The organism is Pseudomonas sp. Pme6b, assembly GCF_058129925.1.
The window spans coordinates 4,578,643-4,593,778 of sequence record NZ_CM176704.1 but is presented as its reverse complement, the minus strand read 5'-3'; the positions used below and the strand labels follow the sequence as shown (position 1 = coordinate 4,593,778).

Below are 15,136 nucleotides of genomic sequence, written 5' to 3'. Positions count from 1 at the left end.
CACACATCAAAGGCGGCGGGGCTGTCTTCCTGAGGTTTCGCTGTTTATTTGCTCAGGAATGCGCGGATACGTTCGGCGGCTTCGACGCACTCGGCCAGAGGTGCAACGAGCGCCAGGCGAACCCGGCCGGCACCCGGGTTGACGCCATCCACCTCGCGGGAAAGGTACGAACCCGGTACTGCAGTCACATGCTGATCGATGAACAGGTCTCGGCAAAATGCAGCATCATCGGTGCCTACATTCGGCCACAGGTAAAACCCCCCGTCCGGGCGCTGGACGTCGAGCACTGGCGCGAGGATGTCGAGCACAGCATCGAATTTTTCACGGTACAAGTCACGGTTCGCGCGTACGTGCTCCTCGTCATTCCAGGCAGCAATGCTCGCCAGCTGAGTCTGTACCGGCATGGCGCAGCCGTGATACGTGCGATACAGCAGGAAGGCCTTGAGAATGTCGGCATCACCTGCCACAAAACCTGAACGCAGACCCGGCAGGTTGGAGCGCTTGGACAGGCTGTGGAACACCACGCAACGCTTGAAATCCTGGCGACCCAGCTCGACGCAGGCGCTGAGCAAGCCAGGTGGTGGAGCCTGCTCATCGAAGTACAGCTCGCTGTAGCATTCGTCCGCAGCAATGACAAAGTCATGTTTGTCGGCCAGGGCGATGAGTTTTTTCAGGGTTTCAACAGGAATAAGTGCTCCGGTCGGGTTACCCGGCGAGCACAGGAACAGGATCTGGCAGCGCTTCCAGGTTTCCGCGCTGACTGCGTCGAAATCGGGATTGAAACCGTTGTCGCTCAGGCATGGCAGGTAGTGAGGCTGGGCTCCGGCCAGAAAGGCGGCACCTTCATAGATCTGATAAAACGGGTTCGGGCTGATCACCAGGCCGTCATCGCTACGATTGACTACTGTCTGGGTGAAGGCGAACAGCGCTTCGCGTGTGCCATTGACCGGCAATACATTGCGCGCCGGATCGATCCAGCCCTGTGGTACGCCGAATCGACGGTTGCACCAGCCGGCAATGGCTTCGCGCAGCGCCGGGATACCCAGCGTGGTCGGGTAAACCGCCATCTGATCGAGGTTGTCTGCGAGTGTCTTGGCCACAAAATCGGGTGAGCGGTGCTTCGGCTCACCAATCGACAATGCAACAGGGCGCTTTTCCGGGTTGGGCGTTACGCCGGCCAGCAAGGCGCGCAGATTCTCGAAAGGGTAAGGCTGAAGCAGTTGCATGGCGTTATTCATGGGGAGTGTTCCTCAATGGACTGCGTTGAGTCGATTCGTTTGGCCGAGTGCTCATATGCTGATTCGCAAATCATGGCCGGGCTCTGAGTTGACGCTCAGTTGCTTGACGATTGCGTCCTGCAACTGGCTGCACAGCTGTGGGTCGGACAGCGGATGATTATTCGCGTCGGTGATGAAAAACACGTCTTCCACGCGTTCGCCCAGGGTCGCAATCTTGGCATTCTGCAATGACAGATCGAACTCCAGGAAGATCTTGCCAATGCGCGCCAGCAGGCCGGGGCGGTCAGGTGCCAGCAGTTCAAGTACCGTCACAGGACGCTGGGCGTCGTTGTGAATGGTGACTTGCGGTGCGAACGCAAAGTGCTTGAGCTGACGAGGCACGCGGCGCTTGATGATCGTCGGGTAATCATCCGGGTTGCGCAGCGCTTCGGTCAGGCCGTTGCGGATTTCCTGAACGCGTTCCGGGTTGTCGCCGATCGAACCGCCTTCGTTATCGAGGACGATATAGGTGTCGAGTGTGAATTTGCTGCTGGACGTGATAATGCGCGCGTCATGAATGTTCAGGTTCAACTGGTCCATCGCCGCCACGGTCACAGCGAAGAAATCATGCTGGTCAGGGGCGTAAATGAATATTTGCGTCCCGCCTTCGAATTCCCGCTGAGTGGTTTCCTTGATCAGCACCAGCGGGCCGCCGTCGGCTGGCTGCTGCAGGATGGCATCGCTGTGCCAGGCAACATCGCCAGCGGTGTGACGCAGGAAATAATCGTCTCCCAGCGCTGACCAGAGTTGCTCGACATCGTCAGGGTCAGTGCCGTTGCGTACCAGGATGTCCAGCGCTGCGGTCTGGGTGCGACGAATCTGCTCCTCGCGATCAACCGGGTTTTCCAGGCCGCGGCGCAAGGCGCGCTTGGTTTCGGTGTACAACTGGCGCAGCAGGCTGGCGCGCCACGAATTCCAGAGGGTCGGGTTGGTCGCGTTGATGTCGGCAACGGTCAGCACATACAGATAGTCCAGGTGCACTTCGTCGCCGACGAACTGGGCGAAATCGTGGATGACCTGGGGATCTGAAAGGTCCTTGCGCTGTGCGGTGGTCGACATGACCAGATGGTTGCTCACCAGCCAGACAATAAGACGGGTGTCCCAGTCAGGCAGATGATGGCGCGTACCGAACGCCTGTGCATCTATTGCGCCCAGCTCCGAGTGATCGCCGCCACGGCCCTTGCCAATGTCGTGGTACAGCCCGGCCAGGTAGATCAGTTCCGGCTTTGGCAGTCGAGCCATTATTTTGCTTGCCAGCGGAAATTTTTCGGACACTTCTGTGTATTGCAGCTTGCGCAGGTGCTTGATCAGATTCAGCGTGTGCGCATCGACGGTATAGATGTGGAACAGGTCATGCTGCATCTGCCCGACGATATGGCCGAATTCCGGCAGATACAGCCCTAGAATGCCGTAGCGGTTCATCCGGCGCAGGTTGCGATGAATGCCTGTCTCGCACTTGAACAGCTCGATGAACAGGCTGGTGTTACGGATATCGTTACGGAAATCATCGTTGATCAGGTGCCGGTGTTCACGCAGCAAACGAATGGTGTCGGCGCGCACGCCCTTTATCTCGGGATGTTGGGCCATGAGCACGAAAATCTCGATCATGGCAAACGGGGTGCGCTTGAAAACGTTCGGGTTGGTGGCTTCTATATAGCCGTCGTGCAGCTGGAAGCGCGAATTGATCGGCTGCGCTGTGCCGCTGTCGTCGGAAAGAATCACTTCTTCGAAATGCTGGATAATCAGATCGCTGAGTTCGGCGATGCTCATGACCACACGGTAATACTTCTGCATGAAACGCTCGATGGCGAGCTTGGCGTCACTGTCTTCATAGCCCAGCAAGCCTGCGATGCGGACCTGATAATCGAACAGAAGCCGATCTTCTGATCGTCCGGCCAGCATGTGCAGCGCATAGCGCACTTTCCAGAGAAACTCCTGGGAGGAGGCCAGCAGGGCGTTTTCACTGCCCAGCAGGAAGCCTTCGCCTGCCAGTGCATGCAGATTCAACGTGCCGTACTGGCGTCGCGCAACCCACAGAATGGTCTGAATGTCGCGCAGGCCGCCGGGCGAGCCCTTGACGTTGGGTTCCAGGTTGTATTCGGTATCGTTGTACTTGTGATGACGCTTTTTCTGTTCGGCGTGCTTGGCAAGAAAGAACTCCTTGCTCGGCCACATATGCTGCGTACTGGTGACTTCCAGCATGCGTTGGCGCAGATGCTCGGGACCTGCAATGGTGCGGCTTTCCATCAGGTTGGTGATGACAGTCAGGTCGGCCAGGCCTTCCTGTGCACATTCATTGACAGAGCGCACGCTTTGCCCGACCTCCAGACCGATGTCCCAGAGCAGTGTCAGAAACCGCTCGATAGGTTCGCGAAAAATTTCGTGGTCATCACTGTCCAGCAGGATCAGCAGGTCAATGTCCGAGTACGGATGCAGTTCGCCGCGCCCGTAGCCGCCCACTGCAAGCAGGGCGATATCGGCATCTTCGCTCCATTCGAACTGATCCCAGGCCTTCTGCAGGATGTTATCTACAAACCATGCCCGGTCTTCTATCAGTCGCCGAATGTCTCGCCCTGACCTGAAGCGATCATCAAGGACGTCTTTCGCCCTGCGGATAGCCTTCTTGAACGCAGCGATGGGGCTGGCTTTCAAGGCCAGTTCGGCCTGGAACTGGCCACGATCGAACAAGTCTGGATCTACTTGCGGCATGGAGCAGTATTCCTCATGTCGGGTCGGGTGTTCAGTCGTGCAGCCTCCGGTCAGGGGGCTTTTTGTGCAATAGTGTCGTCACTGCGTAAAGTGAAGATTTCGTAACCGTCAGCGGTTACCAGCAGCGTGTGCTCCCATTGCGCCGAGAGCTTGCGGTCCTTGGTGATCGCCGTCCAGCCATCGCCAAGGATCTTGGTTTCAGGGCGTCCCTGGTTGATCATCGGCTCGATGGTGAAGGTCATGCCTTCCTGCAGTTCGATACCGGTTCCAGCCTCGCCGAAGTGCATGACCTGCGGCTCTTCATGAAACACCTTGCCGATGCCGTGACCACAGAACTCCCGAACCACAGAGAAACCATTCTTTTCAGCGTGTTTCTGAATAACGGCGCCGATGTCGCCCAGGCGAGTGCCGGGTTTGACGATTTCGATAGCCTTATACAGACACTCTTGAGTTACTTTCGACAGACGCTCGGCCCATACCGGAACGGTGCCGACATGGAACATCCTGCTGGTGTCCCCGTGGTACCCGTCCTTTATGACGGTAACGTCAATGTTGAGCGAGTCGCCGTTCTTCAGCTTCTTGTCGCTCGGGATGCCGTGGCAGACTACCTGATTGATCGAGGTGCAGATCGACTTGGGGAAGCCTTTGTAGTTCAGCGGGGCAGGGATGGCCTGTTGCTCGTTGACGATGTAATCGTGGCAGAGGCGGTCCAGCTCTTCGGTGGTTACACCGGGCTTTACGTGAGGCGCTATCATTTCCAGAACATCGGCGGCCAGGCGACCGGCGATGCGCATCTTTTCGATGTCTTCCGGGGTTTTGAGGGTGATGGTCATACAGAATCTCTCGGCGTGGCTGGCACGCGGTTGGTGCGCAAAGGCGTAATTCTATCAGACCGCCGGTGCCGGGTAATCATCGCTTCCTTCTATAGGCAGCGGATGCGGCTTTAAAAGCACCGCAAAACAAGAACTTGATGGGAGTTCCGTTCTCTTCCCTTTTGTGATATAAAATGCGCCGCTTTCCAAGGTCCGTCCTTGAAGCACAAACCCACACACGTGTCGACACGATGACCTGGGTGCCCTTGGCAGATGCCATTGGTTGGTCATTGGGATACGTGGAGGCCTAACCCGACTTATCAAGGAACTATCATGTCCCAAGTCAATATGCGCGATATGCTGAAGGCCGGTGTGCACTTCGGTCACCAAACCCGTTACTGGAACCCGAAAATGGGTAAGTACATTTTCGGCGCGCGTAACAAGATTCACATCATCAACCTTGAAAAAACCCTGCCTATGTTCAACGAAGCTCTGACTTTCGTTGAGCGCCTGGCTTCGGGCAAAAACAAGATTCTGTTCGTCGGCACCAAGCGTTCCGCTGGCAAAATCGTTGCTGAAGAAGCAGCACGTTGCGGTTCGCCGTACGTCGACCATCGCTGGTTGGGTGGCATGCTGACCAACTTCAAGACCATCCGTCAGTCGATCAAACGTCTGCGCGAGCTGGAAGTACAGTCCGAAGACGGTACTTTCGCCAAGCTGACCAAGAAAGAAGCCCTGATGCGCACCCGTGATCTGGAAAAACTGGATCGCAGCCTGGGTGGTATCAAGGATATGGGCGGTCTGCCAGACGCACTGTTCGTTATCGACGTTGATCACGAGCGCATCGCGATCACCGAAGCCAACAAGCTGGGCATCCCGGTTATCGGCGTTGTCGATACCAACAGCAGCCCGGAAGGCGTTGACTACATCATCCCGGGCAACGATGACGCCATTCGCGCCATCCAGCTGTACATGGGTTCGATGGCTGACGCTGTTATCCGTGGTCGTAACAATGTTGCTGGCGGCACCGACGTATTCGTCGAAGAAGCTCCAGCTGCAGCTGCTGTAGAAGGCTGAGTACAAACGCCTGGCGTTTACTCAGTACGCGAAAAGGGGGCTTAGCCCCCTTTTTGCCACCTAGGAAATGATTTGTCGGTCTGTAGCTATGACCTTGCTGTCATGTGTTGCTGCCACCCTGATTTTTCAAGAATTGCACGCCCGGCGAGCCGGGTGGAATGGTTGAAGACCTATCCAAGAGGATTTTGAAATGGCAGAGATTACTGCAGCGTTGGTCAAAGAACTGCGCGAGCGTACCGGCGAAGGCATGATGGACTGCAAAAAGGCCTTGACCAAGGCTGGCGGCGACATCGAAAAAGCAATCGACGATATGCGTGCTTCCGGCGCGATCAAGGCCGCCAAGAAAGCAGGCAACGTTGCTGCTGAAGGCGCGATCGCCATCAAGGATGACGGCAAGGCTGCTGTCATCATCGAAGTCAACTCGCAGACCGACTTCCTGGCTCTGCAGGACGACTTCAAGGCTTTCGTTGCTGCAAGCGTCGAAAAAGCCTTTGCTGACAAGCTGACTGATGTCGCTCCGCTGATCGAAGCTCAGGAAGCTGCACGTCTGGTGCTGGTCGGCAAGGTTGGCGAAAACGTCAACATCCGCCGCCTGAAGCGTATCGAGGGCGACGTTGTAGGTACTTACCTGCACGGCAACAAGATCGGTGTGGTAGTTACCCTCAAAGGTGGCAACGTCGAGCTGGCTAAAGATATCGCCATGCACGTAGCGGCAAGCAACCCCGAGTTCCTGTTCCCTTCGGAAGTGTCTGCCGAAGCGATCGAGCGCGAGAAAAACGTCTTCCTGCAACTGAACGAAGACAAGATCAAAGGCAAGCCAGCTGAAATCGTTGAAAAAATGGTTGGCGGCCGTATCACCAAGTTCCTGGCTGAAGCCAGCCTTGTCGAGCAGGCGTTCGTCAAGAACCCGGAAGTCAAGGTCGGTGATCTGGCCAAGAAAGCCGGTGCTGAAATCGTTTCCTTCACCTACTTCAAAGTAGGCGACGGCATCGAGAAGCCAGTTGATAACTTCGCTGACGAAGTGGCTGCACAGCTGGCTGCTGCCAAGCAGTAAGACGGTTTTTCAACTGTCGCCCCAAAGAGGCTGCCCGCTCACGCGTGCGGCCTCTTTGTCGAAAGAGAAAAGGAAATTTTCCTTGGAGATTGTGCTCACAAGGCTGCATTCTCCCGACGCTCGCAGAGCGTCAAGCTAAAGTAAGCGCAGGCTTGAAATAGCCAGCACAGATTTTTTTCAGAAAACGCCGCAGGAGAGATTCGCAATGGCTCAGCAGGGCAGTGGTTATCAGGCTCGCTATAAACGCATTCTACTCAAGCTCAGCGGTGAGGCCCTCATGGGCTCGGAAGAGTTCGGCATTGACCCCAAGGTGCTGGACCGTATGGCGCTGGAAGTCGGCCAGCTGGTCGGTATCGGTGTTCAGGTCGGTCTGGTGATCGGCGGCGGTAACCTTTTCCGTGGCGCAGCCTTGAGTGCTGCGGGTATGGATCGGGTAACAGGCGACCACATGGGCATGCTGGCCACTGTGATGAACGCCCTGGCAATGCGCGATGCGCTGGAGCGCGCTAATATCACGGCCATCGTGATGTCGGCCATTTCCATGCTGGGTGTGACCGATCATTATGATCGCCGCAAGGCCATGCGCCATCTCAGCGCCAAGGAAGTGGTGATTTTTGCTGCGGGTACGGGTAATCCGTTCTTTACGACCGATTCGGCTGCCTGCCTGCGCGCGATCGAGATCGACGCCGATGTAGTGCTCAAGGCCACCAAGGTGGATGGCGTGTATACCGCAGATCCGTTCAAGGACCCGAATGCCGAGAAGTTCGATCATCTGACTTACGATGAAGTGCTGGATCGCAAGTTGGGCGTGATGGATCTGACCGCAATCTGCCTGTGTCGCGATCACAAGATGCCATTGCGCGTCTTCAACATGAACAAGCCGGGTGCCCTTCTGAATATCGTCCATGGTGGCGCTGAAGGGACCCTGATCGAGGAAGCCCAACAATGATCAACGAAATCAAGAAAGACGCTCAGACCCGCATGCAGAAGAGTCTGGAGTCGCTGAACCACGCGTTCACCCGAATCCGCACCGGCAAGGCGCACCCGAGCATTCTGGGTGGTGTCATGGTCCCTTATTATGGTGCCGATACGCCGCTGAGTCAGGTTGCCAACGTGACCGTCAAGGACTCGCGCACTCTTCAGGTCGTGGCGTTCGAGCGTAATATGCTTGCTGCTGTCGACAAGGCTATCCAGAGCTCAGGTCTGGGCTTCAATCCGACCAACCTGGGTGAGCTGCTGCTGATCTCCATGCCTGCTCTGACCGAGGAAACCCGCAAGGGCTTCACCAAGCAGGCACGCGACGCCGCTGAAGACGCTCGTGTTGCTGTACGCAACATTCGTCGTGACGCCCTGAGCCAGTTGAAAGATCTGGTCAAGGAGAAGGAAATCAGCGAAGACGAAGAGCGTCGCGCGGCGGACGACGTGCAAAAGCTGACTGACAAATTCGTTGCTGAAATCGAAGTTGCTGTCAAGCAGAAAGAAGCTGATCTGATGGCTGTTTAAGGTTTCGGACGCTTTCATGGAAAAGATAAAACCGGCCGTGCCGTCTTCGGTACCGCGCCATGTCGCGATTATCATGGACGGTAATAATCGCTGGGCCAAGAAGCGCCTGCTGCCAGGCGTTGCTGGCCATAAGGCGGGCGTCGACGCTGTGCGGGCCGTTATCGAGGTGTGTGCCGAAGCCAAGGTCGAGGTGCTGACACTGTTCGCGTTCTCCAGTGAAAACTGGCAGCGCCCGGCCGAAGAGGTTGGTGCGCTGATGGAGCTTTTCTTCACGGCGCTACGCCGTGAAACCAAGCGCCTGAACGAGAACGACATCAGCCTGCGGATCATTGGCGACCGCTCGCGCTTTCATCCCGAGCTGCAGGCTGCAATGCGCGAGGCGGAAGTGCGTACGTCCGGCAATAGCCGTTTCGTGCTGCAGATCGCTGCCAACTACGGTGGGCAATGGGACATCGCACAGGCTGCCCAGCGGCTGGCGCGCGAGGTTCAGGCCGGGCATCTGCAACCGGAGGATATAACCCCCGAGCTGCTGCAGACCTGTCTGGCAACGGGCGATCTGCCGTTGCCGGACCTGTGCATTCGCACCGGTGGCGAGCACCGCATCAGTAACTTCCTGCTTTGGCAGCTGGCCTACGCCGAGCTGTACTTCTCCGACCTGTTCTGGCCGGACTTCAAACACGATGCCATGCGCGCCGCGCTGGCAGATTTCGCTTCTCGCCAACGTCGCTTCGGTAAAACCAGCGAACAGGTAGAAGCTGGAGCCCGGGCTTAATGCTGAAACAACGGATCATCACGGCACTCATTCTGTTGCCGATCGCCTTGTGTGGTTTTTTCCTGCTGACCGGCATGTATTTCGCCCTGTTCATCGGGGTTGTTGTCGTGCTGGGTGCCTGGGAATGGGCGCGGCTCGCAGGTTTTGCTGCGCAGTCGATGCGCATCGGTTATGCGGCTGTGGTCGCAATTCTGCTATTCCTCATGTACCTGCTGCCAGGGTTGGAGCCCTGGGTGCTCGTCGCTGCAGTCATCTGGTGGGGCGTGGCGACCTTTCTGGTTCTTACCTATCCAGACTCCAGTAGCCACTGGGCAAGCGCGGCCTGCAAGCTGGTGATCGGTCTTTTGATTTTGCTGCCTGCCTGGCAGGGGTTGGTGCTGATCAAGCAGTGGCCGCTGGGTAACTGGCTGATTCTGTCAGTGATGGTGCTGGTCTGGGCTGCCGACATCGGCGCCTATTTCTCCGGCAAGGCTTTCGGCAAGCGCAAACTGGCCCCCAAGGTAAGTCCGGGCAAGAGCTGGGAAGGCGTATACGGCGGTCTTGCGGTCAGTCTGGGCATCACGGCCGCTGTGGGCGTTTCTCGTGACTGGACGGTTGCTCAGTTCATCGCCGGGCTTCTTGGCGCTGCTGTGATTGTGTTCATCTCCGTAATTGGCGACCTGACTGAAAGCATGTTCAAGCGCCAGTCAGGGGTCAAGGACAGCAGCAACCTGCTGCCTGGACACGGCGGTGTGCTGGACCGTATCGACAGCCTTACTGCGGCCATTCCGGTATTTGCGGTTCTGCTCTGGGCCGCCGACTGGGGTGTCATGTGAGTGGGCCGCAACACATCACCATTCTGGGTGCAACAGGCTCTATCGGTCTGAGCACTCTGGATGTCGTCGCACGTCATCCTTCGCTTTATCAGGTGTTCGCGCTTACGGGCTTCAGTCGTCTGGATGAGTTGCTGGCCCTGTGCGTCCGACATACCCCGCAATACGCCGTGGTTCCCGATCAGTTCGTCGCCCGTAAATTGCAGGACTACCTTGCTGTGGCCGGGCTCGACACCCGGGTTCTGGTGGGCGAGGGCGGTCTGTGTGAAGTGGCTGCGCACCCGCGCGTGGACGCTGTCATGGCCGCCATTGTCGGCGCTGCCGGTCTGCGCCCAACACTGGCTGCGGTCGAGGCGGGCAAGAAGGTCTTGCTGGCCAACAAGGAAGCGCTGGTCATGTCCGGCGACCTGTTTATGCAGGCTGTTCGGCAGAGCGGCGCAGTGCTGCTGCCCATCGACAGTGAGCACAATGCGATTTTCCAGTGCCTGCCGGGCGATTTTGCTCGCGGGCTTGGTGCTGTGGGTGTCAGGCGGATCATGTTGACGGCCTCGGGCGGGCCTTTCCGCGAAACCCCGCTCGAACAGTTGCAGAATGTAACGCCCGAACAGGCCTGCGCGCATCCTGTCTGGTCGATGGGGCGCAAGATTTCCGTTGATTCGGCGACCATGATGAACAAGGGGCTCGAGCTGATCGAAGCCTGCTGGTTGTTCGATGCACGTCCGGATCAGGTCGAGGTGGTCATCCATCCACAGAGCGTGATCCACTCGCTGGTCGATTATGTTGATGGCTCTGTACTCGCTCAATTGGGCAATCCCGACATGCGCACGCCCATCGCCAATGCATTGGCCTGGCCTGAACGTGTAGACTCTGGCGTTGCGCCTCTGGATCTGTTCCGTATCGGCCAGCTTGATTTTCAAAAGCCGGACGAGGAGCGTTTCCCCTGCCTGCGGCTGGCGCGTCATGCGGCAGAGGCTGGAGGCAGTGCGCCTGCCATGCTTAACGCAGCCAATGAAGTGGCTGTCGCTGCATTCCTCGATGGGCGTATCCGTTACCTGGAAATCGCCGGTATTATCGAGGAGGTTCTGAATCATGAGCCTGTGACTGCGGTCGAAGGGCTCGACGCGGTGTTTGCCGCGGATGCAAAAGCGCGTTTGCTCGCGGGCCAATGGCTTGAAAGAAACGCGCGATAGCGATCTGATGACCCGTCAGGATTTGAATGAAAGGGTCGATGTGGTGCGTCAACGGCAGGCTTTGAAGTCTGCGATAATTAACACACTGGCCGACCAGTCGGTACCCGGAGAAGGCTGATGAGCGCTTTATACATGATTCTCGGCACCCTGATAGCGTTGGGCGTGCTGGTGACCTTCCACGAATTCGGCCACTTCTGGGTGGCCAGGCGTTGCGGCGTCAAGGTGCTGCGTTTTTCGGTGGGCTTCGGCACGCCTCTTCTGCGTTGGAGTGATCGTCAGGGTACCGAGTACGTGGTCGCTGCAATTCCGCTGGGTGGCTATGTCAAAATGCTCGACGAGCGCGAAGGCAATGTCCCGCCCGAGCTTGCCGATCAGTCGTTCAACCGCAAGACCGTCGGGCAGCGTATCGCAATCGTGATCGCAGGCCCGACAGCCAATTTCCTGTTGGCCATCGCGTTTTTCTGGGTGCTGGCGATGATGGGCAGCGAGCAGGTTCGTCCGGTTATCGGTGCCGTGGAGTCCGGAAGCATCGCTCAGCAGGCGGGTCTGACTGCCGGGCAGGAAATCGTCGCAGTCGACGGGGAGCCGACGTCGGGCTGGGCGGGGGTCAATCTGCAACTGGTCCGCCGTCTGGGTGAAAGCGGCACCATCGCTTTGAAGCTCAGGGATCAGGGTTCGACGGTCGACACGTCTCGTGAGCTGGTGCTCAATGACTGGCTCCGGGGGGCTGAAGAGCCTGATCCGATCAAGTCGCTGGGTATTCGTCCGTGGCGCCCGGCCTTGTTGCCGGTGCTGGCAGAGATCGACCCGAAAGGTCCGGCGCAGAGTGCCGGGCTTAAAACCGGAGATCGCCTGATTTCGATGGACGGTCAGCCGCTCAATGAGTGGCAGCAGGTTGTTGACCGGGTACGCGAGCGCCCTGAAGCAAAAGTATCGCTGCGCATCGAGCGTGACGGTGTACAAATGGACGTCCCTGTAACCCTCTCCGCGAAAGGCGAAGGCAAGGCGGCCGCAGGTTATCTGGGGGCTGGCGTTAAAGCTGTCGATTGGCCACCGGAAATGCTGCGCGAGGTCAGCTACGGTCCTTTCGCCGCGATGGGTGAGGGGATAAAGCGCACGTGGAACATGAGCGTGCTGACCCTGGACTCACTGAAGAAAATGTTGTTCGGCGAGCTCTCGGTAAAAAACTTGAGTGGACCGATAACCATTGCTAAAGTGGCGGGCGCTTCGGCCCAGTCGGGCATCGGAGATTTTCTGAACTTCCTCGCTTATCTGAGTATTAGCCTGGGTGTTCTGAATCTGCTGCCCATTCCCGTCTTGGACGGGGGGCATTTGCTGTTTTATCTGATCGAGTGGGCGCGTGGTCGTCCCCTTTCGGAAAAGGTTCAAGGTTGGGGGGCACAGATCGGTATCAGTCTGGTAGTGGGCGTAATGTTGCTCGCGCTGGTCAACGATCTGGGCCGACTGTAACGCTTTGCCGAGTTGCGAATCTGCCGCATTTTGCGGCAGTTTGTTTATTGCCAGTTGGAATAAGAAAGGACTTCATGAAACGTCTGCTGCTAACTGCGGTTCTTTCCGCACTGATGATCGCTGAAGTTCACGCCGAGTCCTTCACCATCTCCGATATTCGTGTCAATGGCCTCCAGCGGGTATCCGCCGGCAGTGTTTTTGGTGCGTTGCCGCTGAACGTAGGCGAGCAGGCGGACGATGGTCGTTTGGTCGATGCTACCCGTTCGCTGTTCAAAACCGGTTTCTTTCAAGATATCCAGCTGGGTCGCGATGGCAACGTACTCGTCATCAACGTCGTCGAGCGTCCTTCGGTTGCAAGTATCGAAATCGAAGGCAACAAGGCCATCTCCACCGAAGACCTGATGAAGGGGCTGAAACAGTCCGGTCTGGCCGAGGGTGAAATTTTCCAGCGTGCAACCCTTGAAGGTGTGCGTAACGAGCTGCAACGCCAATACGTTGCCCAGGGCCGTTACTCTGCTGAGGTTGACGCCGAGGTCGTTCCACAGCCGCGCAACCGCGTAGGCCTGAAAATCAACATCAATGAAGGCACCGTCGCCTCCATTCAGCATATCAACGTGGTGGGCAACACGGTCTTTTCCGACGAAGACCTGACCGACCTGTTCGAGCTCAAGACCAGCAACTGGCTGTCGTTCTTCAAGAATGATGACAAGTACGCCCGTGAAAAGCTGTCGGGTGACCTTGAGCGTCTGCGTTCGTACTACCTCGATCGCGGCTATATCAACATGGATATCGCCTCGACCCAGGTCTCGATCACGCCGGACAAGAAGAACGTGTACATCACGGTCAACATCAACGAAGGCGAAAAATACAGCGTCAAGTCGGTCAAACTCAGCGGTGACCTGAAGGTTCCTGAAGACCAGGTCAAGTCTCTGCTGCTGGTACAGCCGGGTCAGGTGTTCTCGCGTAAGGTCATGACTACCACGTCCGAATTGATCACCCGTCGTCTGGGTAACGAAGGCTACACCTTCGCCAACGTCAACGGCGTGCCGACCCCGAACAACGAAGACCACACGGTCGACATCACCTTCGTGGTCGATCCTGGCAAGCGTGCCTACGTCAACCGCATCAACTACCGCGGTAACACCAAGTCGGAAGATGAAGTGCTGCGTCGCGAAATGCGTCAGATGGAAGGCGGCTGGGCCTCGACCTACCTGATCGACCAGTCGAAAACCCGTCTGGATCGTCTGGGCTTCTTCAAGGAAGTCAACGTCGAGACTCCACCTGTTCCAGGCACCGACGATCAGGTCGATGTGAACTACGCCGTTGAAGAGCAGGCGTCCGGTTCGATCACCGCCAGCGTCGGCTTCGCGCAAAGCGCCGGTCTGATCCTCGGTGGTTCGATCAGCCAGAACAACTTCCTCGGTACCGGTAACAAGGTCAGCATTGGCCTGACCCGCAGCGAATACCAGAGCCGTTACAACTTCAGTTACGTCGATCCGTACTACACGCCGGACGGTGTCAGCCTGGGTTACAGCGCGTTCTACCGCACCACCAACTACGATGACCTCGACGTTGATGTTGCAAGCTACGCGGTAGACAGCCTGGGTGCCGGTATCAACCTTGGCTACCCGATCAGCGAAACCTCGCGCCTGACCTACGGCCTGACCGTGCAGCAGGATGAGATCAAGACCGGCAAGTACACCGTTGACGAGATCTTCGACTTTGTTGAAAAAGAAGGCGACAAGTACCTGAACTTCAAGGGCTCGGTCGGCTGGTCTGAATCGACTCTGAACAAAGGCGTACTGGCGACCCGTGGTCATTCGCAAAGCCTGGTGTTCGAATCTACCTTACCGGGCAGCGACCTGTCGTTCTTCAAGCTGGATTACCGTGCGCAGTACTTCCACCCGATCACCGATAACTACACTCTGCGTCTGCACACAGAGCTAGGTTATGGCGACGGCTACGGTTCGACCTCGGGTCTGCCGTTCTACGAGAACTACTATGCCGGTGGTTTCAACTCGGTTCGTGGCTTCAAGGACAGCACGCTTGGTCCGCGCAGCACGCCTAGTAACGGTTCCAAACCCGGTACGTTGGCCGATCCGGACCAGGATCCACTGCCGTTCGGTGGTAATGCCCTGGTGCAGGGTGGCGTAGAAGTCATGTTCCCGCTGCCATTCGTCAAGGACCAGCGTTCCCTGCGCACCTCCGTGTTCTGGGATGTCGGCAACGTATTTGATACAAACTGCGATTCCAGCAGGAAGACAGCCAGTGGCAAAAACGTCGAATGCAACAACATCGACCTTTCCGGCATGGCCAGCTCTGTGGGTATCGGTGTCACCTGGATCACTGCGCTCGGCCCTCTGAGCTTCGCCTTGGCGATGCCGATCAAGAAGCCGGACGACGAAGCAGAAACTCAGGTCTTCCAATTCTCCCTGGGTCAGACTTTCTAAGCGTCTGATC

12 protein-coding genes are annotated in these 15,136 nt (G+C 57.4%); 9 read left to right on the top strand and 3 right to left on the bottom strand.

Features of this window, described 5'->3' with window-relative positions; all coding sequences use genetic code 11:
- Window positions 1-44: 44 nt before the first annotated feature.
- Genes dapC through map form a run of 3 tightly spaced genes read right to left on the bottom strand, consistent with a single transcriptional unit; the run spans window position 45 to window position 4,819 of the window.
- The gene (gene dapC, locus AC4ANE_RS20845; protein ID WP_460408502.1) at window positions 45-1,238 is read right to left on the bottom strand and encodes a succinyldiaminopimelate transaminase; all 1,194 of its coding nucleotides are present in this window, start codon (window positions 1,236-1,238) and stop codon (window positions 45-47) included.
- A gap of 51 nt (window positions 1,239-1,289) precedes the next feature.
- Window positions 1,290-3,986 (bottom strand): [protein-PII] uridylyltransferase, encoded by a 2,697-nt coding sequence (locus AC4ANE_RS20840; RefSeq protein WP_002554732.1) that lies wholly within the window; start codon window positions 3,984-3,986, stop codon window positions 1,290-1,292.
- A gap of 50 nt (window positions 3,987-4,036) precedes the next feature.
- The gene (map, locus tag AC4ANE_RS20835) at window positions 4,037-4,819 is read right to left on the bottom strand and encodes a type I methionyl aminopeptidase (RefSeq protein WP_002554731.1); all 783 of its coding nucleotides are present in this window, start codon (window positions 4,817-4,819) and stop codon (window positions 4,037-4,039) included.
- 312 nt (window positions 4,820-5,131) lie between these two features.
- Here map and rpsB point away from each other — a divergent pair, with 312 nt between their 5' ends.
- The 9 genes from rpsB to bamA all read left to right on the top strand — a co-directional run bounded on the left by rpsB (window position 5,132) and on the right by bamA (window position 15,126).
- The gene (rpsB, locus tag AC4ANE_RS20830) at window positions 5,132-5,875 is read left to right on the top strand and encodes a 30S ribosomal protein S2 (RefSeq protein ID WP_002554730.1); all 744 of its coding nucleotides are present in this window, start codon (window positions 5,132-5,134) and stop codon (window positions 5,873-5,875) included.
- A gap of 190 nt (window positions 5,876-6,065) precedes the next feature.
- A complete protein-coding gene (gene tsf / locus AC4ANE_RS20825; protein WP_002554729.1) occupies window positions 6,066-6,929 on the top strand; it encodes a translation elongation factor Ts in 864 nt (287 codons plus the stop codon).
- Between the two features lie 205 nt (window positions 6,930-7,134).
- Window positions 7,135-7,878 carry a UMP kinase gene (gene pyrH / locus AC4ANE_RS20820; protein WP_002554728.1) on the top strand — a complete coding sequence of 248 codons (744 nt, stop codon included), beginning with the start codon at window positions 7,135-7,137 and terminating at the stop codon, window positions 7,876-7,878.
- A complete protein-coding gene (gene frr, locus AC4ANE_RS20815) occupies window positions 7,875-8,432 on the top strand; it encodes a ribosome recycling factor (RefSeq protein ID WP_031596309.1) in 558 nt (185 codons plus the stop codon). The genes pyrH and frr overlap by 4 nt, the downstream gene beginning before the upstream one ends.
- A gap of 16 nt (window positions 8,433-8,448) precedes the next feature.
- Window positions 8,449-9,204 (top strand): polyprenyl diphosphate synthase, encoded by a 756-nt coding sequence (uppS, locus tag AC4ANE_RS20810; protein WP_002554726.1) that lies wholly within the window; start codon window positions 8,449-8,451, stop codon window positions 9,202-9,204.
- Entirely contained in the window at window positions 9,204-10,019 is an 816-nt protein-coding gene (locus AC4ANE_RS20805) for a phosphatidate cytidylyltransferase (RefSeq protein WP_004657951.1), read from the top strand. Before uppS ends, AC4ANE_RS20805 begins: the two co-directional genes overlap by 1 nt.
- On the top strand, window positions 10,016-11,206 hold the full coding sequence (gene ispC / locus AC4ANE_RS20800; protein WP_002554725.1) for a 1-deoxy-D-xylulose-5-phosphate reductoisomerase: 1,191 nt from the start codon (window positions 10,016-10,018) through the stop codon (window positions 11,204-11,206). Before AC4ANE_RS20805 ends, ispC begins: the two co-directional genes overlap by 4 nt.
- 117 nt (window positions 11,207-11,323) lie before the next feature.
- Entirely contained in the window at window positions 11,324-12,676 is a 1,353-nt protein-coding gene (gene rseP, locus AC4ANE_RS20795) for a sigma E protease regulator RseP (RefSeq protein ID WP_031598543.1), read from the top strand.
- Between the two features lie 74 nt (window positions 12,677-12,750).
- Window positions 12,751-15,126, top strand: coding sequence for an outer membrane protein assembly factor BamA (gene bamA / locus AC4ANE_RS20790; protein WP_002554722.1), 2,376 nt, complete (start codon window positions 12,751-12,753; stop codon window positions 15,124-15,126).
- Window positions 15,127-15,136 lie beyond the last annotated feature (10 nt).